The following is a 19,951-nucleotide window of genomic DNA, read 5'->3' as shown; positions in this document are numbered from 1 at the left end:
CGCCAGGAAGGACGCGATGACATCTCCCAGCGGCGACTTCTGCGGCATCGATCCGGTGGCGATGAACGCGATGGCGGCCGACCTCCGCCGGGCCGCCGACCGGCTCACCGCCTTCTCCGCCGACTTTGAAGGGCTGTTCCGGGCGAACGGGGTGAGCACCGCTCCCCTCACGCAGGTCACCGCCATCGCCGACTGGGGCAGAGGCCAGGTGCTCAAGCTCTCGGAGCGGGCCGAACTGATCAAGGCGCTGAACGGAACGGGCGACCACACCTTCGCCCGCCTGCCGGACGCACTGGACAGCTTCGCGACCGGCCACGGCCTGGGCCTCATGTACGGCACCGGCCTCCTTGCGAACCCCGACTTCACCGTCGAGACGAAGGGTGACCTCGTCCATCAGCACATCAAGGAGATCACCGCACTGGCCAAGGACCCCGCCGCGGCGGCGGCATTCTTCGCCACGTTGCCCGCCGAAGTGCGCGACGCGCTGCCCGACCTCCTGATGAACACCGGCAGCCCGACCGCCAAGGCCGACCTGGCCGCGTTCAGCGCCGCCCTGGGCGCCGCCCTGCGCGCCCCCGGCCGCATCCCGGCGTTCGAAAAGGTGAAGGCAGAACTGCTGAGCAAGCCCGCGAACCGGGTCATCGCCTGGAACCGGCTCGCGCTGCTCGCCGGGGCTGAAGCGCCGACGGACGTGCGGGTCGCCGCGGCCCGCACCCTCGCGCTCGACGACTTCACGAAAAACCCCCGCCAGGACTGGCGCGGCGCCGGCGTGAACGAGACCCACGCCTACGGCTACTCCCCCGACACTGTCGCCCTCGCCCTGGGGCTTCTCGCCGGTGACGGCAAGGCCGCACGGGCCGCCTTCGCCGGGATGGGTGGCGATGGAGTCAAGCTCACCCAAGTCGAGAAGATGAAGCAGTTCCTTGCCTACGCCAAGTCGACCGGCACTGGGGACGACGTCGCAGACGCCTTCGGCCGGGCCATGGAGGCGGGCAGCGAGGCCGCGACAGAGAAGCCGGGCAAGCACTCGGCGGAGGCCGCCGCCTTCACCCTGGACGCGATGCTCGCAGCAGGTTCCTTCGGCAAGGACCTCCCAAACGCCGCACGGGACTCTATGACCTCTATCGCCAAGTCATACATCCACGAACTCGCCTCCGGCGCCCGCTTCGACAAGGCCATCTATAGGAAATCGGGGATGTCCGTACCCGATGAGTGGCTGCCGATCCCCGGCGTCACCCCCGCCTTCTACCTCAGTCCCGGAGACACCTACCGCTTCCTGCAGACGTTCACCGGCGAGGAGTCACTGACCGAAGACTTCGACAAGACAGCAGCGCAATTCCGCTACGACATTCTCATGGCCACTGCTCGCCTGGATGCCAAGAGAGACAAAGATTGGTTCCGACGTGGAGCGCAGATGTTCGGCGATCTCGGCGGCCTCGAGTTCAAGGCGGCGCTTGAGGTTAGGGGCGAAAAGGACACTACAGACAATCTGATCCGGGATCTCAGCAAAAACACCATAGGCCTGGGCATCGACCAGATCCCCGTAGTGAGCGGTCTCATCGAGACAGGCTGGACGCTGACGAAAACATACGCCGCAAGCAGCTTGCTGGACGACTGGGCCGCCAGCTTCGAAACCCGCGTTCAAGCACTGACCGAGGCTCGCGCCAACTTCACCCTACGCCAGAAATACGACATGGCATACCTGCTACACGATGCCGGTTATCCAGCGGAAAAAGCGCCAAGCGAAATAACCAGTGCGAGAACTGGTGATCTCAAGACATTCGATGAGCTCATGGCGGAGGCAAAAAGGGAAGCGACCCGTACCGGGAGCAACTGGGAGAGCATCCTCCAAACGAAGCTGACTCCATACGAACGATGGATGGACTCCAACAAGAAATTCGACGACAAGTTGGAGAACTCCTCACGCATCATCGTTAACGATCACGCAAAGGAACTCATCAGGGTTTGGGGATGACGCCCTTATGAACGCGAAAGACAATCAGTCTCCGCGACCAAGCGCCACGTGGGCGATTCCGGAACCACGATCACCCTGACCGTAATGCCGGGGACGTCCTTCCTACCCTCGATCACCCGCGCATCCTTCCAGTCCGTCTGGGTGAGGTCATATGTCATCTTGTAGTGAAGTACACGGGACAATGTGTTCTCCATCAACCTTTGAGCAAGGTCTAGGTGGCCATCTACGTCTGGGGTTTTACGTTCCTCGTCAGCCGTCGCCCGTAGCACCCGCTGAAACTTACCCTTGTCACAGGGCAAGTCCTTGTCCGGGCGATCCACAATACGTAGCTTCTTGAGAGGGTTTTTGAAGACGTCGTCAGCCTCCAGGCGTTGCATGTCTTTCTGGAGCTCCGCGCTGGCCGCCTGCAAGGTCGGACCGGTGCCGCAACCCGAAACCACTCCGCCGACCAGGAAAGCCGCCACCGCTATCCATGCAACGCGCACGCCCCTACCTCCACTGGCCGACATACGGACAAAGCAATCTTGACCTAAAACCTCGCCTCTCGTCATCCCATCGATTAAGTCGGTCGCTTATCCGGATTGCGTGGTGGCTTCGGCGACCCCTGGGTGTGCGCCCGGACTTCAGGGCCGACCCGCGCGGCCCTCCTGCCGTGACAGGGGCTTCCAGCAGGCGCGCGGCTCAGGCGACCGGATAACGGTGGTCCACGTCCCGCCGGGCGGTAGTCCCTGGCCGCTGGCTCGGATCGAATGACATGCTCGCGGAGTGGCGATTCAAGTAGCGGTGTGCGGGCCCCGCGACTGCACGGCCGAGGACGCGCGCAACGCACAGGAGATCGGCCGGCTTCTGGCCGAGCGCGGTGCGGTGGTGATCTGCGGCGGCTACACCGGAGTGATGGCCGCGGTAGCGGCGGGAGCGCGCTCCGCCGGCGGGACCGTCGTCGGCATCCTGTCCCGTCCTGACCGCGAGCACGCCAACCCCGACCTGAGCATCGTGATCCCCACCGGGGCCGGCGAGGCACGCAACAACATCATCGTCAACTCGGGGGATGCCGTGATCGTGATCGGCGGTTCCTGGGGCACCCTCTCGGAGCTCGCCCTCGCCATGCGGCACGGCCGGGCCCCCGTTGTCCAGCTTGGAGGGTGGCGACTCCTGGACCAGCACGGCGATCCCGTCCCAGGCGTACGGCATGCCACCTCGCCCGAGCATGCGCTCGAACTGACGGGCCTCTGGCCATGACGGTCATGCCGAGCCGGACGCAGCCGTCTCCGCACTGCGGCTGCTCGAAGCGGCCGAGGGACCGATCCCGGCAGCGACCGCATGTCACGGCAACGAGCCGGCCGCGATGGCTCGCCCGCTCGATGTGGCAGGGTAAAGCTGGAACCGCACCCAGCGAAGGCCGCCAACCACCCCGCCTTCTGCAGGACGCGCAGGACAAGATCAGGCGCCCCAGCCGATGGAGCGGGCGACCTAAGGCAGTTCGTACGGCGACGGCTCGGTGAAGCGCTCCTGTCCCAGTACGGCGAGCAGCCGCAGCTTCTCGTAGCCCTCGGTGCGCGGAGGGGCGGTGAGCACGAGCAGCGCCTGGGACTGGTCCTCGGTGAACAGCACCTGGCAGTCCAGCTCGATCGGGCCGAGCTCGGGGTGGACGAGCGTCTTGTGGTCCTCGAAGCGCTTGGCGACCTCGTGCCGGTCCCACAGCTCGGCGAACTCGGCGCTCGCCTTGCGCAGGGCCCGTACCAGCTCACCCGCCCGGGACTGCTCCCCCATCGTCCCGTACGCGACGCGCAGGTTCGCCACCTGGGCCCGGCTGTGCCGGTCACGGTCGTCCTCGGGATAGCGCAGCCGCTCCGAGGGATCGGTGAACCACCGGTAGACCTCGCTGCGGGCGAGGCCCGTGTAGCCCGACCTGTCGCCGAACAGCGCGTCGGCCATCCGGTTCTGCACCAGCGTCTCGCCCAGGTTGGACAGGATGAGCGCCGGGGTGTCGCTGAGGCGGTCGAGCACCCGCAACAGCGCGGGGACGACGTGCGTCGCGGCGGAGGCCCTCGCGGGAGCGTTGTGCCCCGCGATCCGGAAGAGGTAGTCGCGCTCGTCGCCCGTCAGCCGCAGCGCCCGGGCGAGCGAGGCGAGCATCTGCTCGCTGGGCTGCGGTCCGCGCTGCTGCTCAAGCCGCGTGTAGTAGTCATTGGACATCGCGGCGAGCGCCGCAACCTCCTCACGCCGCAGTCCGGGCGTACGGCGGCGGGCGCCGGCGGCGAGCCCCACGTCCTCCGGACGCAGGGCCTCACGGCGGCGGCGGAGGAAGTCGGCGAGTCCGGCGCGGTCCATGCGCCCAGTATCCGCCCGGCGTCCGCGAGCCGGTGACCGCCTGCCAGGGATCGCCGATCCCCCGATCAGCGCTCTCTGCACCCGCCACGGCCCGGCGCCAAGAATGTGAGCATGAACATCTCGGGAAACACCATATTCATCCCCGGCTCCACCAGCGGCATCGGACTCGCGCTCGCCGTCGCGCTGCACGACAGGGGGAACACGGTCATCGTCGGCGGACGGCGGGCCGACCTGCTGGAGCGCATCGCCGCCGAGCACCCCGGCATCGGCACCATACAGATCGACGCCGCCGACGCCGGGAGCATCGAGGCCGCCGCGAAGGACGTGCTGGCGAGGTATCCGGATCTCAACGTGCTCGTCACGATGGCCGGGATCATGCGCGTCGAGGACTGGCACCGGCCCGAGTCGTTCCTCGCCTCCGCCGAGTCGGTCATCACGACCAACCTGCTCGGCACGATCCGCCTGATCGCCGCGTTCGTCGAGCACCTGCGGGCGCAGCCGGACGCCACCATCGTGACCGTCTCCTCGGGCCTGGCGTTCGCGCCGCTCAAGGTCACCCCGAGTTACAACGCGTCGAAGGCCGCCGTCCACATGCTCAGCGAGTCGATCCGGCTGCAACTCGCCGACACGAGCGTGAAGGTCGTCGAACTCGAACCGCCGTCCGTCCGCACCTCGCTGCTGCCGGGCCAGGAGGACAGCGAGGCGGCGATGCCGCTCGACGAGTTCGTGGCGGAGGTCCTCGAGCTGTTCGAGACGCAGCCCGACGCGAAGGAGATCCAGGTCGAGCGGGTGAAGTTCCTGCGGTACGGCGAGGCGCGCGGCGACTACGACCAGGTCGTGACGAGGCTCAACGCGTCCGACCCGCACGGCAAGTAGCGGCCGGGTCCGCCGCCGGCGCGGATGAAGCCGAATCCGGCCGAAGAGCGGCGGGCCGGATGCCTTGAACGCCGCACCGGCCGCGGTGGGCCCGCTCACCCTCGTCGGGACCCTCACGAAGCGACCGGACCGGTCCAGGCGGCGGCCTTCCTCGACGACCACGACACGTACCCGGTGCCGGACCTCGCGTTCGCGTCCGTCCTCGCCGGGTTGCGTGCCGGTGGATCGTTGTAATCTTCTGGACGTCCTGGTGATGCGGCCCGACGGGCTTCCGTTACTCACATGAGAGCGGACACGCCCCCATACCGCACGAATTCTTCGTGCTGCCTGGGGGTACGTCCGTGGCGGTTGTCCGGCATTCCGCGGAAGGCCTGCTCCAACTCGCGTCGGTACCGGAAAGGGTGCTCAGCGAGGTGATCGCCGAACAGCTTCACCACACCCAAGGCATCAGCCCCGGCAGGAGCGAGCGGAGGTCCTGGGATCGAAGCCTGCCCGTCCTCGCCCGCGATCTGGTCGAGGCCGGGCTCGGCGGCGTCGAGATGCTCCTGGAGTACCGATTACCGCTGACCAGCAAGCGGGCCGACGTGATCCTGGCCGGCGTGGACCGGCACAGCGGCGACGACGCGTACGTCATCGTGGAGCTCAAGCAGTGGAGCCAGGCCGAACTGTACGAGGACGACGCCGACCTCGTCATCGTCCCCGGAATGGGCGACCAGCTCAAGCTTCATCCGGTCCTGCAGGTGCGCGGCTACTGCGACTACCTCGCCGACTTCGTCGGCGCCCTGGAACACCGCCGTCACGCGGTGCGCGGTGTCGCCTACCTGCACAACGCAAACGACCTGGACATCCACGACCTCTACGATCGGGTGGAGGACGAGTGGACCCGGTTGTTCAGTCAGAGCCGCCGAGGCCGGTTCATCGACTACCTCCGCGCCCAGTTCGCACCCGAGCCGGGCGCCGCCGCCGCGGACAGGCTGCTGTCGTCCGCGGTCCGGCCGTCCAAGCAGTTGCTGAAGGTGGCCGCGGCCGAGATCAAGGATCGCGACCAGTTCGTCCTGCTGGACCGGCAGCGCCTGGCGTACGGGCTCGTGCTGCACGCGGTGGAGAAGGCGAGGGCGGCCGACTCCAAGCAGGTCGTGATCGTCACCGGCGGCCCCGGCTCCGGCAAGAGCGTCATCGCCCTGTCACTGCTCGGCGAGCTGGCCGAGCGCGGCTACCCGGCACAGCACGCCACCGGGTCGCGGTCCTTCACCGAGACCATGCGCCGCCACGTGGCCAGGGGCTCCACACGGACGAAGGCGATGTTCAAATACTTCAACAACTTCACGGCCGCCAGGCCGAACGACCTCGACGTGCTGATCTGCGACGAAGCCCACCGGGTCCGCGAGACCTCCGCCAGCCGCTTCACCAGGGCCACCGAGCGGACGGGGCGGCCCCAGCTCGACGAACTCATGGCCGCGGCCCGCGTTCCCGTCTTCCTCCTGGACGAACATCAGGTGGTACGGCCGGGCGAGACCGGCACCGTCGCCGACATCAGGGCGCACGCGCGGTTCCTCGGCGTGGCCGTCCACCAGGTGGATCTGGACGCCCAGTTCCGCTGCGGCGGCAGCCGCGCGTACGAGGAGTGGGTGCTGCGGCTGCTCGGCCTCAACGGCGAGGATCCCGGCGCGTGGACCGGTGACGCCGACTTCGAGGTCACCCTCGCCGACTCGCCGTACGAGCTGGAGGGACTGCTGCGCGGCAGGCTGAACGCCGGCTACTCCGCGCGGATCACGGCCGGTTACTGCTGGCGGTGGAGTGATCCGGACGGCGACCGCCTGGTATCCGACGTGCAGGTCGACGACTGGGCCAAACCCTGGAACGTCAAGGGCGACCGCGCCGTCGGGGACGCTCCTCCCAGCGCGCTGTGGGCCACCCTGCCCGGCGGTTTCGAGCAGGTCGGCTGCGTGTACACCGCCCAGGGCTTCGAGTACGACTGGAACGGGGTCGTCTTCGGGCCCGACCTCGTCTACCGTGACGGGCGCCTGGTCACCGTACGCGCGGCCAGCAAGGACCCGGCGTTGCTGAAGAAGACCGTCACCGACGAACAGGCCGACCGGCTGATCCGCAACACCTACAAGGTGCTGCTCACCCGCGGCATGGTCGGCACCGCCGTCTACTCGGTGGACTCCAAGACGCAGGACTTCCTCGCCTCGCTGCTGCCGGACGGATGACTCGCCGTCGCGTGAACCGGTGCCCGCCCGGCCCCGCCGGGCGGGTGGCGCCGGGCGGGACCCACCCCGGCGCAGACCCGCGCCGGGAGGTGCTCGCCTACGTCATCTCCGTCAGTCCTTGTTCGACTGCCGCCAGTCGCGCACCGCGTCGCGGATCTTGTCGAACACCGCCACCGGCGGGCCGGCCAGCATGTTCACGGTCGCGGACTCCCCGGCGCCCGGGTGCGGCCGGGTCGGCGCGATCGCCTCGGCCGCCCGTACGGCGCCGGCCATCCGGCGCAGCCGCTCCGCGGACAGCTCCTGGCGCAGGCGGGGGAACTCCTCCTGCTCCTCGTGGGTGGCGTGCTCGACGACCGCCTTCTCCAGCATGGCGAGCCTGGCGTCGAACTCGGGATGCTCCACGCCGAGGTCGTACAGGTCGGAGAGGGCGTGCTTGGCCTCGCTCTCCTCGTGCAGACGGGCCTCGACGACCTCGTCGCCCGCCGACGAGCGCGCGGCGGGGTGCACGACCTGCTCCTCCGCGCTCTCGTGTACGGCCAGCAGCCGCACGAGGTCGTTGAACAGGTCGCCCTTGCGATCGCCGTCCGCCACGACGATCCCGGCGAACAGGCCCTTGATCTGCTCGTGCTGCGCCAGCAGCAGGTCGATGACATCGCGGTCTTCGGTAGTGGTCAACGCCGTCACCTTTCGCTTCGGGAAGCTGTGACTCGCTTCGGGGGTTCGTTCCGGGGCCTCACTTCGGCAACCTGGGCCCACCTGCCCCTTTCCCGCTCCCCTATGCCTGCCCGCCCGCCGGGAGCCGCCGCACCCCTATACCCCGCTTTCCAGGTTGACTTAGTAGGTATTTCTCCCGCATCCTTGGCCCATGCACCTGGAGCCTCTCCACTGGTCGAACCTGCCCGTAGATCTCCGCAGGCAGGCGAGTGCTCTCTGTACGGCGTCCGCACCCGCGTGAGCAGAGGTATCGGAACCGCACGACCAGGAGCATGGAATGACCGCGAACGCACCCACCCTCACCCGCACCCGGCTGGCCGGCATCGCCCACGCGCTGGCCACCTCCCCCGACGAATGGATCCAGCGCGTGCGGCTCAGCACCGACGGCCGCTGGTACGAGCGGCTGCACGGCGACGACGACCACGAGATCTGGCTGATCAGCTGGCTGCCCGGTCAGTCGACCGGGTTCCACGACCACGGCGGCTCGCGGGGGGCCTTCGCCGTCGCCCTCGGCAGCCTGCGCGAACACGACGTGACCGTCGAACGGGATCTCCACGCCGGTGACGCGCGCGAGTTCGGGCCCGACTACGTGCACGAGGTGCGCAACGTCTCCACCGCTCCCGCGGTCAGCGTGCACGTCTACTCGCCCCCGCTGTCCACCATGAGCCGCTACGACCTCACCGACGGCCGGCTGACCAAGGTCGCCGAGGAAGGTGCGGAGCAGTGGTGACGGGCGCGGCGGCGCCGGTCCGCCCTCCGGGCGCCCGGAGCATCGACGAAATCCTCGCCGACAGCCGGCGCCGCCTGCGGAGGCTCACCCCCCAGGAGGCGTACGGCAGGGTCCGCGAGGGCGCCCTGCTCGTCGACATCCGGCCCGCGGCCCAGCGGGCGGCGGAAGGCGAGGTGCCCGGCGCGCTGATCGTCGAACGCAACGTCCTGGAGTGGCGCTTCGACCCCGCCCAGGACGCCCGGCTGCCGGAGGCGACCGGATACGACGTGGAGGTCATCGTGATCTGTTCCGAGGGCTACACGTCGAGCCTGGCCGCCGCGTCGCTCCACGACCTCGGGCTGACCCGCTCCACCGACGTCGTCGGCGGATTCGTGGCCTGGCGGGCGGCGGGACTGCCCGCCACCGGCGGGGGGCACACGCCCTCCTGACAGCGAGCCGCCGCGCTCCCGGACCGCCCTCCCGGAACCGCCAGGCTCCTGAACCGCGATCCCGACAACGCCACGCTCCCGAGCCGCGCTCCTGAAGCGCGCTCCCGAACCGCCGCCGGGGAGTCGACGCCTCCGGGCGGGCCGGCCTCGCCCCCGGCGGCGGCGGATCAGACTCCCGCCGGGACCCCGGCCGCTCCGGCCGGGGCAGCGGTCTCCAGCGCTCTGCGGGCGTACGCGCGGACGTCGGCGTCGGAGTCGCCGAGCGCGCCACGCAGGGCGGCGGCCACGTCCCGCCGCGCCGCCCAGGGCGACAGCGAGAGGACCGCGGCCTTGCGCACGTCGAGGTGCGGGTCGGCGAGCGCCGCCACCAACGGTCCCGCGGCCATGCCGGGATCGGCGGCCGCCAGCCCGCGGGCCGCGCCCACCCTCACCTCCCAGGCCGGATCCGCCAGAGCCCGTACGGCCGTCTCACCGAAGCCGGAGACGGTATCGAAGCCGGTGTCGGAGCCGGCTCCGGGCTCGCGGTAGAGAGCCGGGCCGAGCCCGGCGGACGCCTCAAGCGCGGCCGCCCGCACGAGCGGATCGGGGTCGGCGGCGAGCCGTACGACGGCCGGGGCGCCGCCGGGCAGGCCGATGGTCCCGAGCCCCCTGGCCGCCCAGACGCGCACCTCGCGGTCCTCGTCCCCGGCGGCGAGCGCCACCCGCCCGGCGTCGTCGAGCGAGACCAGGCCCCTGACCGCCTCGATCCGCACCCGGGAGTCGGGGTCGGTGAGCGCCGCCCCGAACACGCCGGCGTCGCCGAGGCGCAGCGCCCGCAGGACGTCCAGGACGGCCGCGCGGACGATCGGGTCCCCGGCCGCCGCGCCGGCCCCGCCCGACGTCTCCCCCGCCCCGCTGTGACTCACGCCCGCAGGGCCCGCGTCACCGGGACTCGCCCCGTAACCGGCCACCGCGCGGAGGGAGGCGCCGAAGGCGGGGGTCGCGGGCAGCACCTCGACGAGTTCCCGCAGGCCGGTGGCGGCGGCCCGCCGTACGGTGCCGTGCTGGTCGGCGAGGGCCTGGGCCAGCGCGGTCTCCACGCCCGGGGGCGTGGTCTCGGTCAGCGTGGCGACGGCCGCCCTGCGGACCTTCGGGTCGGCCTCCGCCAGGTAGGGGGTGATCTGGTCGAGCGTGGGCTCGCCGTCGGCGAGCCGCAGCAGTTCGAGGATGCGGGGCGAGCGCCCGATCGCCTCCACCGCGAGCCGACCGCCCCCGCCGCGCCGCACCGAACGGGGCGCGCCGTACGCGCCGACGACGACCGGCTCGGCCGGGCGGGGCGTGAAGCCCTCGACCGGCACGAGGTACGGCTCGACCGGGCGCTTGACGAACTCCATCGCCCCGGCGGCGTTCCTGCGCAGGTTGAGGTGGTAGAGCCACTCGTCGTCGTTCCGCTCGGGCAGGTCGGCGCGGTCGTGGTAGAGACCCCACCTGCTCTCGGTGCGGACCAGCGAGGACCGGGCGGCCATCTCGGCGCAGTCCCTGATGAACGACACCTCCGCGCACCGCATCAGCTCGTGCGGGGTCCGCGCGCCCATGGCCGCGATCTCGTCGCGCATCCGCTCGAACGTCTCCAGCGCGAGGCCGAGCTTCCTGCCGGTCTTCGGCGGGGCGACGTAGTCGTTGACGAACCTCCGCAGTTTGTACTCGACCTGCGGCTGCGGCGGGCCGTCGGGGTTGCGCAGCGGGCGGTAGATCAGTTCGTGCGCGGCGGTGATCTGGTCCTCCGGCAGACCGCCGGCCGTACGGTGGTGCTCGGCGGCGTGCGCCCCGGCGAGGTCCCCGAAGACGAACGCGCCGATCATGTAGTTGTGCGGCACGCAGGCCAGGTCGCCCGCGGCGTACAGGCCGGGGACGGTGGTCGCGCCGTTCTCGTCCACCCACACGCCCGAGGCCGAGTGCCCGCCGCACAGGCCGATCTCGGAGATGTGCATCTCCACGTCGTGGGTGCGGTAGTCGTGCCCGCGCCCGGCGTGGAAGGTGCCCCTGGTGGGCCGCTCGGTGGTGTGCAGGATGTTCTCCAGCGCGGTGAGCGTCTCGTCCGGCAGGTGGGTGGTCTTGAGGTAGATCGGGCCGCGCGCCGAGGCGATCTCCCCGGCCACCTCGGCCATCATCTGGCCCGACCAGTAGTCGCAGTCGACGAACCGCTCCCCCTCGGCGTTGACCTGGTAGCCCCCGAACGGGTTGGCCACGTAGGCGCAGGCCGGGCCGTTGTAGTCCTTGATCAGCGGGTTGATCTGGAAGCACTCGATGCCGCTGAGCTCGGCGCCCGCGTGGTAGGCCATCGCGTACCCGTCCCCGGCGTTGGTCGGGTTCTCGTACGTGCCGTACAGGTAGCCGCTGGCGGGCAGGCCGAGCCGCCCGCACGCGCCGGTCGCGAGGATCACGGCTCCGGCGGAGACCGTGACGAACCGGCCGGAGCGGGTGTCGAACCCGGCCACGCCGACGGCCCGGCCCTCGCTCGTGAGCACGCGGACCGGCATCACCCGGTTCTCGATGCGCACCTTCTCGCGGATGTCGCGACGGCGCAGCACCCGGTAGAGGACCTTCTTGACGTCCTTGCCCTCCGGCATGGGCAGGACGTAGCTGCCCGACCGGTGGACCCGGCGCACCGCGTAGTCGCCGTGCTCGTTCTTCTCGAACTTCACGCCGTAGCGCTCCAGCCGCCGCACCATGTCGTAGCCGCGCGTCGCCGTCTGGTGGACGGTGCGCTGGTTGACCACCCCGTCGTTGGCCCTGGTGATCTCTGCGACGTAGTCCTCGGGGGTGGCCTTGCCGGGGATGACCGCGTTGTTCACGCCGTCCATGCCCATCGCGAGCGCGCCGCTGTGCCGTACGTGCGCCTTTTCCAGCAGGATCACGTCGGCGCCGCGCTCGGCGGCGGTGATCGCGGCCATGGTCCCCGCGGTGCCGCCGCCCACCACCAGAACCTGGCATTCCAGATGCAGGCGGTCTGCCGGGGAAGGGATGTCCATCACAGCTCCTCGATGATCCGGGCGCGCAGCCCGGCACGGTCGGTCTCAGGGGTGCGCGGGCCGGGCACGGGCAGGACGCGTCCGATGCCGCCACGTCCGAGCACGACGACACGGTCGGCGAGCAGCAGTGCCTCGTCCACGTCGTGGGTGACGAAGACGACCGTGGCGGCCGTGTCGCGGAGCACGTCCAGCAGCAGGCGCTGCATCTCGCCCCGGGTCTGCGCGTCCAGCGCGCCGAAGGGCTCGTCCATGAGCACGGCGCGCGGCGCGGCGGCCAGGGACCTGGCGAGCTGCACGCGCTGCCGCATGCCGCCGGACAGCTCCCGGGGCAGCCGGTCCTCCCAGCCGGCGAGGCCGACCCGGGCGATCCAGCTCTCGGCGGCCGGTCCGCGCTCCCGCCTCGGCACGCCACGGATGCGCAGCGGCAGTTCCACGTTGCGCCGGACCGTGCGCCAGGGCAGCAGCGCGTCGTCCTGGAAGACCATCGCACGGTCGGGCGACGGCCCGGTGACCGGGAGGCCCTGGGCCAGGACCCGGCCGGCCCGCGGGGTCAGCAGCCCGGCGACGGCCCGCAGGATCGTGGACTTGCCCGAACCGGACGGCCCCACGATCACCAGGACCTCGCCGGGGGCCACGTCGAGGTGGAGATCCTCCAGTACGGCGTGCCGCCCGTAGCCGAGGGACACGCCCTCCAGCCGGATGGCGAGCCCCGTCTCCAGGGCGGGCGCGACCGTGGCACTCATCGGGCGGCCTCCTCGACGCCCTGGCCGGCTTCCCGCCCGCCGGCCGCCTGCTCGAAGGTCGCCTGCTCGAAGGCCGCCTGCTCGTGGGTTTCCCGGTCTCCGGCCCGCACGTCGGTCCTCTCCTCCGCCTTCTCTTCGGTCCTCTCTTCGGTCCTCTCTTCGGCCCTCTGTTCGGCCCTCTGTTCGGCCCTCTGTTCGGCACGGGGCAGCCATCGGGTGAGGCGCCGGCCGAGCAGCTCGATCGAGGCGGAGGTCAGCCACCCGAGCACCCCGATCGACGCCATGCCGACGAGCACCGCCGGGTAGTCGACCACCGTGTACGCGTGCCACGTCCGGTAGCCGACGCCGAACTCGCCGGAGATCATCTCGGCGGAGATCACGCAGATCCAGGCGACGCCCATGCCGACCGACAGCCCGCCGAAGACGCCCGGCAGCGTGCCGGGGAGCACGACGTGCCACAGCACGTGCGCGCGCCCGCCGCCCATGGTGCGGACCGCGTCCTCCCACAGCGTGGGCAGCGCCCGTACGGCGTGCCGGGTGCTCACCATGATCGGGAAGAACGCCGCGGCGAACGTGATGAACACGATGCCCTGCTCGTCGGTGGGGAACACCAGGATCGCGATCGGGACGAGGGCGATCGCCGGGATCGGCCGGACGACCTCGACGGGCGGCAGCAGCACGTCGGCCGCCCACCGGGACCGCGCGACCAGCACTCCCAGGGCGATGCCGGCCACCGACGCCAGCGCGAACCCGGTGAGGATGCGGATCATGCTCTGGGTCAGGTCGAGATAGTAGAGCCCTCCGGAGAGTTGCCGGCTGAACTCCGTCGCGACCTCGACGGGCGAGGGCAGCCGGTCGAACCGCAGCCCGGCGCGGACGTCGGCGGTCGTCAGCCACTGCCACAGCGCGACGACGACCACCAGGGATCCCAGCCGCACCGCCCATCTGCGCAGCCCGGCCGCCGTCGCCCGGCCACGTACGCGCCGTCCCGGCCGCGCCGCCGGGACGGCACCGGAAGCCGGGGGCTCCGACGCCGGGGGGCCCGATGCCGAGGGCTCCGATGCCGGGGACTGCGGAGCGAGAGACGCGGCCGGCGCCGGGGTGCTCACCGCGACGCACCTCCCGCCGCGGCCTTCAGCGCCTCGTCGTAGCCGACGACCGCCGCCCGGGGGTGCTCCTTCACGAACGCCTCCGCGCCGTCGCGGGTGGTGAAGGGCTTGAACCTCTCGTTCTCGTCCGCGGCGGGATCGCGCACCCAGACGGACCGGTCCGCGAACCAGTGCGTGCCCGTGGCCGCGTCCGGCACGTACGCCGCCCGTACGGACCCGCCGCCCGAGGTGGCGGCGGCGATCTGCCGCAGCAGGCAGGTCGGCGTGGCCGCGGGACGGAGCGTGCCCTCCCCCGTCAGCCACAGCTCGCCCGCCTTCGCGGGGTCGCCGGCCGTGGTGCCGCAGGCGGCGTCGGTCCCGGTGATGCGCGCCGCGTTGACGGTGCCCGCGGCGTCGGCGTCGTAGGAGGCGCCGTACGCCTTCCGGACATAGGAGTCGTCGGCGAACCTCGCCACGTCGACGCCCTTGAAGTCGGTGCCGATGGACTTCAGGTACTTCTGGTCGTGGTCCAGCGCGGCGAGGAGCCGGGACTTCAGCGTGACGTCGAAGGTGGCGATGCCGTCGCGCCCGTTGTAGAGGTAGACGACCTCGGCCGGGAGCCCGGTCGCCTTCGCGACCGCCTCGGCGGCCTCGACGGGGTGCTCGTGGAGGTACTTCGTGGCGTCGATCTGCGCCTGCAGGAACGCCTGGAGCACGTCGGGCCGCTCCTTCGCGTACGCCTCCCGCACCACGACGCCGTGGAACGTCGGCACGTCGAGTGCCGACCCGTCGTACACGAGCCGGGCCTGGTTCTTGAAGACGAGCAGTCCCGGCCACGCCACGAACTGGGCGTATCCCTGCACGTTGCCCGACTGCAGCGCGGAGGCGCCCACCGGCGGCTGCTGGTTCACGACCTCCACGTCGGTGGCGGGGTCGAGCCCGGCCCGCTCAAGCGCCTGGACGAGCGTGCCGTGGCCCGCCGACCCGGAGCTGGCCGACACCTTCCCGCCCTTCAGGTCGGCCAGCGTGCGCGCCTTCGACGACGGGGCGACCACCACCGAGTTGAGCCCGCCGCGCAGGTTGTAGCCGGTCGCCGACACGAGCCGGGTCCGGGCGGCGGACACGCCCTGGGTGCGGGAGGCGTTGATGAGGAGCGGGTAGTCGCCCATCGACCCGATGTCGATCTTCCCGGCCACCATCTTGGCGGTGATCGGGGCGCCGGTGTCGTAGTCCTGCCACTCGACCCGGTACCTGCCGCCGAGGCGCTTCTCGAAGTAGCCGAGGCCGCGCAGCAGCGTCCCGGCCGTCACCGTGTTGATGGTCTTCGACTGATATCCGACGACCACGGTCTCCTTGCCGTCGTCGGCGCCCGCGGAGACGGAGCATCCGGAGAGGGCGCCGGCGGCCGCGGCCAGCAGCGCCACGGTGGCGAAGATTGTGCGCATGGGGGGATGTCCTTCTATCGCAGCAGGTAGGGGATGTTCACCGTGACGGCGTCGGCGGGGCACCGGTCGGCGCAGGGGCCGCAGTACCAGCACTCGTCCACGTGCATGTACGCCTTGCCGCTGACCTCGTGGATGGCCAGTGAGTCGAGCGGGCAGACGTCCACGCACAGCGTGCAGCCCTCGATGCACAGCGACTCGTCGATCGTCACGGGCACGTCGACGCGGCTATTGACCAGGGTCATCGGTGTTCCTCCAGAGATGGCCACGCATGGTGAGACGGTCGCCGCGGAACCGGACGAACTCCAGGTCCACGGGGCGGCCGTCGGAAAGGTGGGTGAGGCGCTCGACCATCAGCAGCGCCGCTCCGCGCGGCGCGTCGAGGACGGCGGCGGTGTGGGCGTCGGCGTTGACGGCCTCGATCGTGAGCTCCGCCGCGCCGAGCGGCCGCCCGGCGATCCGCTCCAGGAGCACGAACACGTCGTTGTGCACGAGGTCGGCGTCGAAGAGCGGCTCGCCGAGCTCTCGTACGAGATAGGTCAGGTCGAGCGAGAGCGGCAGCCCGTCGAGTCTGCGCAGCCGCTCGATGTAGACGACGGGCTCGCCCTCGGGCAGGTCGAGCCGTTGCCGGACCGCGGCGGGAGGCGGGATGAGGCCCATGGCGCGGACCTCGTTCGTCACCTCGCCGTGCTCCCGGAGCGTCTCGGCCAGGCCGAGCAGCCGGTACAGGCCGTGCGGGTACTTCTCCGCCGCGACCGTGGTGCCCACTCCCGGGCACCGCGCGATGAGGCCCTCGTCCCTGAGCAGGTCAAGGGCGTCCCTGACGGTGTTGCGCGAGGCCCCGAACTCCCGGGCGAGAGCGGCCTCCAGGGGCAGGTGACCGTCGTCGAAACCACCGCGCACGATCTCGCACCGCAGCAGGTCGGCCACCTGGCGGGCCCGGTCCGCCCGCCGCCGTCTCGCATCCGCCAGCTCCATGGGAAAGAAGCCTAGCTTCCCGGTAGGGATATATGGATAACAGCCGGATTACGCCACCCCAGGCGGCATCCATGCACCGCTGACCTGGCGGTACGCCCGAAGACAGCCGAGAACCGCCACCCCTCCGCCACCTCGGCAGGCGTCGGCAGCATCCGGCATGACCCGGAGACCGAGCCGGGGAAGGAGCGGGAAGGCAGGCTTCCTACTCTCCTCCCGTCGCCGGTCACCGGTAGACGCCGCCGTAACCGTGAGCGCAGACCCGCGCACCGCGCAACGGCGTCGACACCCCCACGCTCTTCGCGGCCCTGAACGCCGTGAAGGGCGATCCGGAACTGGCGAAGTTCCGGTTCCGGGCCTTCAGCGCACGGTCTCGGAGCAGGCGCGCGGCCTCGTGACGGCAGGCGAGACGGATCGGCAGGTCCTCGGCCTGGTCACACTGCGGGGGCTGGTCGCGCACAACCGGGGCGAGCGGTATCCGCAGCTCCGCTTGGAGCTGCGCCGGACCCGCGACGAGCCGCCCCTGGCCACCGCGATCCTCGACTCCCACCTCCTGCGCGGTGGAGTAACTGCTCTACGGCCGACGCCGTACGGCGAGGTGATCGAACTGGCGGCGGCGCTGCGGGAGACCGGGACGCGGGCGGGCGCGATGCGGGCCGTGGCGTTCGCGCGGAACTTGCTACTCGCCGGGCCACGTCTCCTCCGGGCTCGGCGAAGCTTCCTGCGCATCGGTAGAAGGTGCGTCGAGGAGGTTCGCGCCGCGGACGTCCTCCTTGGTGACCTTCGCACCATGGAGGTCACCGACGTAGATCTGCGCGCCGCGAAGTTGCGCGCCGCGAAGGTCTGCGGCGAACAGATGCGCGTCGCGTAGGTCCGCGCCGATGAGAAACGCGCCGCGTAGGTCCGCACCGGAAAGTTTCGCGCCGCGTAGGTCCGCGCCGACGAGAAGCGCATCGCGAAGGTCCGCACCTGGACCGAGATTATGTCCTTGGAGGTTAGCGTGGCGGAGGTCCGCGTGGACAAGGACCGCGTCGCGAAGGTCCGCCTTGGAGAGGTTCGCGTCGGATAGGTTCGTGCCGGAGAGGTTCGCCCGGCGAAGGTCGGCACCGGTGAGGAACGCGCGGCGGAGGTCCGCGTCAAAGAGATCGATACGGTCCCGATCCTGACGGTGATCACGGCGACCTATCACAGTCAGGGCAGCCTGGACATCGGTTCCAGGAACACGAGGCGAACTATGCACACCAAGCGGTGGACCGGCCTGTCTATCACAGGCTGTCCGCTCCTCGCCGTCCTGCTGGTCGGGACTATCGCAATCCCGGCAGTGCTCGCGGATGAAGGCCGCCAGCACCTCCATGACGGTGGGGTGGTCGCGGGCCGAGTCTCGGGCGATCCGCTCCAGCGCGTATATGCCGCCCAGGCGGATGTCGAGCTTGTCCGAGCCGAGCTGCTCGATCGCCTTCGTGTATCGGTCGGTGATGTGCCCCTGCCGGGCGGTGTCGGCGTTGCGCGCCGTGTAGAACACGGCCGCCAGCGCAATCACTCCAGTGGCGACCGCTAATGCGCGCCCGCGTACCGCATCGAGCGCTGCGGCCAGGTCCTTGCCGACAATGCCGTTCACGCCGTCGAAGTGGGCCAGCACCCAGGCGGCACCCGGACCGAGTACCCAGCCCAGCGCGACGGCGAGGACCAGCCCGAGCGCGATCATTATGAGTCGGGGAAATCTCACACCTTGCACAACGGCCGACTGATGGGTCTGGTGCCAGACCCTGCTGCCGAAACCTCTTACCGCGTCCCGCTCGGACGGCGCCTGGCGCGGTCATCTCCCAGTGCCTCACGGCTTCGCCCAGCGCTGGGAGTTGGCCAGGGCCTCGCGCACCAGGGCGAGGCCGCAGCGGCAGGTCGCCGCGTGCCGCCTGCGCGTCCGCGCGCCGGGCGTACGCCTTGATCCCAGCCCGCGGCTCGCCCCAGCGCCGCCCATCCGGAGCCTGGTCGAGCGCGATCTGACACAGTGGCAGGAGGAGCCCGGGAGCTGGCTGAACGAGGATGACGGCCTTCTCAACGACGTCACCGAAGAAGCCTACGTACGAGCCAGGTTCGTCGACGGCGACGGCGTCACCATCCAGGCGGTCGAACGTCGTCACGGGCATCTTCTGACGGAAGCGGGCACGCCCCGCGCCGGGGTCACTGCTCGCGCATGCCCCAGGGGGTGCCGTACTCGGTGAGCAGGTCGAGGAAGGGCCGCGGCGGGAAGGCCTCGGGGCCCAGGACTCCGGCGCCGGACCAGGCGCCGGAGGCCATCAGTTCGAGGGCCACGACCGGGTTGACGGCGGTCTGCCATACCACCGCCTGGGAGCCGTACTCACGCATCGACCACTGGTTGTCGACCACGTGGTAGAGGTAGACCTCACGCGGGCCGCCGTTCCTGGTGCCCCTGACCCAGGTGCCCGCGCACGTCCTGCCGTGCATGCGCTCCCCGAGCGTCGCCGGGTCGGGCAGGCACGCCGCGACCACGTCCCGCGGGGAGACCTCGACGGGAACGCCGTCCGCGCCGGCGACCCGGACCGGCTCGGTGCGGTCCAGCCCGAGCAGGTGCAGGGTCCGCAGCGTTCCGATGAACTCCTCGCCCAGCCCGTACTTGAAGGTCACCCGCCCGGCGTCGACCCAGCGGGGCATGAGCAGGACCTCCTCGTGCTCGACGTTGACGCACTCGACCGGGCCGATGCCCTCGGGAAAGTCGAACACCTCGGGCTCGCTGAAGGGCGGGGTGGTGAACCATCCCCGCCCGGACTCGTAGACGACCGGGGGGTTCAGGCACTCCTCGATGGTGGTCCAGATGCTGAACGACGGCGCGAAGTCGTGTCCGTCGACCGTGAGGTCGGCGCCGTCCCGCACGCCGATCTCCTCGATGTGGTCGAAGAGCTCGTCGGCGGCGTACCGGGCGAACACGTCCGAAAGCCCCGGCTCCACGCCCATGCCGACCAGCGCGAGCCGGCCCGCCCGCTCCCACTCCGCGGCCGTCTCGAACTGGGCGTCGCCCAACTTGACCCCGCACTCCTCGTGCGGGCGGTCCGGATGGGGCCGCGACAGCGACATCGCCATGTCCAGGTAGTGCGCGCCGGCCGCCAGCGCCGCCCGGAACAACGGCATGACGAACCGCGGGTCCGTGGCGTTGAGGAGGACGTCGCAGCGGTGCTCGGCCAGCAGCGCCGCGACCGCGGCCTCGTCACCCGCGTCGGCCTGGCAGGCGCTGAAGCGATCCCCCGTCTCCCCGAGCGCGGCGACGGCCGCCTTGGCACGGGACAGGTCGTAGTCGGCGACGACCATGTGTTCGAGGAAGGATCTGCGGGCCGCGATCCGGGTGATCGCCGTACCCACTCCACCGGCTCCGACAAGCAGCACGCGCATGGTACAAACATCCCTTTCTT

18 protein-coding genes are annotated in these 19,951 nt (G+C 70.7%); 6 read left to right on the top strand and 12 right to left on the bottom strand.

The window, feature by feature from the left end:
* Window positions 1-16 precede the first annotated feature (16 nt).
* Window positions 17-1,975 carry a hypothetical protein gene (locus HHX37_RS11140; RefSeq protein WP_182885335.1) on the top strand — a complete coding sequence of 653 codons (1,959 nt, stop codon included), beginning with the start codon at window positions 17-19 and terminating at the stop codon, window positions 1,973-1,975.
* A gap of 5 nt (window positions 1,976-1,980) precedes the next feature.
* Here the strand turns inward: HHX37_RS11140 and HHX37_RS11135 are convergent, their stop codons facing one another.
* Window positions 1,981-2,460 carry a hypothetical protein gene (locus HHX37_RS11135; RefSeq protein ID WP_182885334.1) on the bottom strand — a complete coding sequence of 160 codons (480 nt, stop codon included), beginning with the start codon at window positions 2,458-2,460 and terminating at the stop codon, window positions 1,981-1,983.
* A 280-nt stretch (window positions 2,461-2,740) separates the two neighbouring features.
* Between HHX37_RS11135 and HHX37_RS11130 the strand changes: the two genes are divergently transcribed.
* Window positions 2,741-3,214 carry a TIGR00725 family protein gene (locus tag HHX37_RS11130; protein ID WP_182885333.1) on the top strand — a complete coding sequence of 158 codons (474 nt, stop codon included), beginning with the start codon at window positions 2,741-2,743 and terminating at the stop codon, window positions 3,212-3,214.
* A 231-nt stretch (window positions 3,215-3,445) separates the two neighbouring features.
* On the opposite strand, the gene HHX37_RS11125 is transcribed toward HHX37_RS11130, so the two are convergent.
* Entirely contained in the window at window positions 3,446-4,306 is an 861-nt protein-coding gene (locus HHX37_RS11125; protein WP_182885332.1) for a helix-turn-helix transcriptional regulator, read from the bottom strand.
* A gap of 111 nt (window positions 4,307-4,417) precedes the next feature.
* Here HHX37_RS11125 and HHX37_RS11120 point away from each other — a divergent pair, with 111 nt between their 5' ends.
* Together HHX37_RS11120 and HHX37_RS11115 are read left to right on the top strand one after the other, a co-directional pair.
* A complete protein-coding gene (locus HHX37_RS11120; RefSeq protein WP_182885331.1) occupies window positions 4,418-5,182 on the top strand; it encodes an SDR family oxidoreductase in 765 nt (254 codons plus the stop codon).
* 413 nt (window positions 5,183-5,595) lie between these two features.
* On the top strand, window positions 5,596-7,395 hold the full coding sequence (locus tag HHX37_RS11115) for a DUF2075 domain-containing protein (protein WP_310740332.1): 1,800 nt from the start codon (window positions 5,596-5,598) through the stop codon (window positions 7,393-7,395).
* Between the two features lie 111 nt (window positions 7,396-7,506).
* Here HHX37_RS11115 and HHX37_RS11110 read toward each other — a convergent pair whose 3' ends face one another.
* The gene (locus HHX37_RS11110; RefSeq protein ID WP_182885329.1) at window positions 7,507-8,070 is read right to left on the bottom strand and encodes a hemerythrin domain-containing protein; all 564 of its coding nucleotides are present in this window, start codon (window positions 8,068-8,070) and stop codon (window positions 7,507-7,509) included.
* Window positions 8,071-8,386: 316 nt separating this feature from the next.
* Here HHX37_RS11110 and HHX37_RS11105 point away from each other — a divergent pair, with 316 nt between their 5' ends.
* Window positions 8,387-8,839, top strand: a complete 453-nt coding sequence (locus HHX37_RS11105) for a cysteine dioxygenase (protein WP_182877547.1) — start codon at window positions 8,387-8,389, stop codon at window positions 8,837-8,839.
* The gene (locus HHX37_RS11100; protein ID WP_396775346.1) at window positions 8,833-9,267 is read left to right on the top strand and encodes a rhodanese-like domain-containing protein; all 435 of its coding nucleotides are present in this window, start codon (window positions 8,833-8,835) and stop codon (window positions 9,265-9,267) included. Before HHX37_RS11105 ends, HHX37_RS11100 begins: the two co-directional genes overlap by 7 nt.
* A gap of 167 nt (window positions 9,268-9,434) precedes the next feature.
* Here HHX37_RS11100 and HHX37_RS11095 read toward each other — a convergent pair whose 3' ends face one another.
* The 9 genes from HHX37_RS11095 to HHX37_RS11055 all read right to left on the bottom strand — a co-directional run bounded on the left by HHX37_RS11095 (window position 9,435) and on the right by HHX37_RS11055 (window position 19,931).
* Window positions 9,435-12,278, bottom strand: coding sequence for a fumarate reductase/succinate dehydrogenase flavoprotein subunit (locus HHX37_RS11095; RefSeq protein ID WP_182885328.1), 2,844 nt, complete (start codon window positions 12,276-12,278; stop codon window positions 9,435-9,437).
* On the bottom strand, window positions 12,278-13,021 hold the full coding sequence (locus tag HHX37_RS11090) for an ABC transporter ATP-binding protein (protein WP_182882237.1): 744 nt from the start codon (window positions 13,019-13,021) through the stop codon (window positions 12,278-12,280). Before HHX37_RS11090 ends, HHX37_RS11095 begins: the two co-directional genes overlap by 1 nt.
* Window positions 13,018-13,959, bottom strand: coding sequence for an ABC transporter permease (locus tag HHX37_RS11085; RefSeq protein ID WP_310740331.1), 942 nt, complete (start codon window positions 13,957-13,959; stop codon window positions 13,018-13,020). The genes HHX37_RS11090 and HHX37_RS11085 overlap by 4 nt, the downstream gene beginning before the upstream one ends.
* Before the next feature lie 167 nt (window positions 13,960-14,126).
* A complete protein-coding gene (locus HHX37_RS11080) occupies window positions 14,127-15,554 on the bottom strand; it encodes an ABC transporter substrate-binding protein (protein ID WP_182885326.1) in 1,428 nt (475 codons plus the stop codon).
* A gap of 14 nt (window positions 15,555-15,568) precedes the next feature.
* Window positions 15,569-15,796, bottom strand: a complete 228-nt coding sequence (locus HHX37_RS11075) for an indolepyruvate ferredoxin oxidoreductase subunit alpha (protein WP_079312946.1) — start codon at window positions 15,794-15,796, stop codon at window positions 15,569-15,571.
* Window positions 15,780-16,529 carry a GntR family transcriptional regulator gene (locus tag HHX37_RS11070; RefSeq protein WP_182885325.1) on the bottom strand — a complete coding sequence of 250 codons (750 nt, stop codon included), beginning with the start codon at window positions 16,527-16,529 and terminating at the stop codon, window positions 15,780-15,782. The genes HHX37_RS11075 and HHX37_RS11070 overlap by 17 nt, the downstream gene beginning before the upstream one ends.
* A 223-nt stretch (window positions 16,530-16,752) precedes the next feature.
* Window positions 16,753-17,076 carry a hypothetical protein gene (locus HHX37_RS11065; protein ID WP_182882235.1) on the bottom strand — a complete coding sequence of 108 codons (324 nt, stop codon included), beginning with the start codon at window positions 17,074-17,076 and terminating at the stop codon, window positions 16,753-16,755.
* A gap of 129 nt (window positions 17,077-17,205) precedes the next feature.
* Window positions 17,206-18,231 (bottom strand): pentapeptide repeat-containing protein, encoded by a 1,026-nt coding sequence (locus HHX37_RS11060; protein ID WP_182885324.1) that lies wholly within the window; start codon window positions 18,229-18,231, stop codon window positions 17,206-17,208.
* 476 nt (window positions 18,232-18,707) lie between these two features.
* A complete protein-coding gene (locus HHX37_RS11055) occupies window positions 18,708-19,931 on the bottom strand; it encodes a saccharopine dehydrogenase family protein (RefSeq protein ID WP_182885323.1) in 1,224 nt (407 codons plus the stop codon).
* Window positions 19,932-19,951 lie beyond the last annotated feature (20 nt).

The sequence above is a fragment of the Microbispora sp. H10885 genome, assembly GCF_014161415.1.
GTDB classification, from domain to species: Bacteria; Actinomycetota; Actinomycetes; order Streptosporangiales; family Streptosporangiaceae; genus Microbispora; species Microbispora triticiradicis.
The sequence above is the reverse complement of the archived record's forward strand: the minus strand, read 5'-3'. Positions and strand labels throughout refer to the sequence as shown.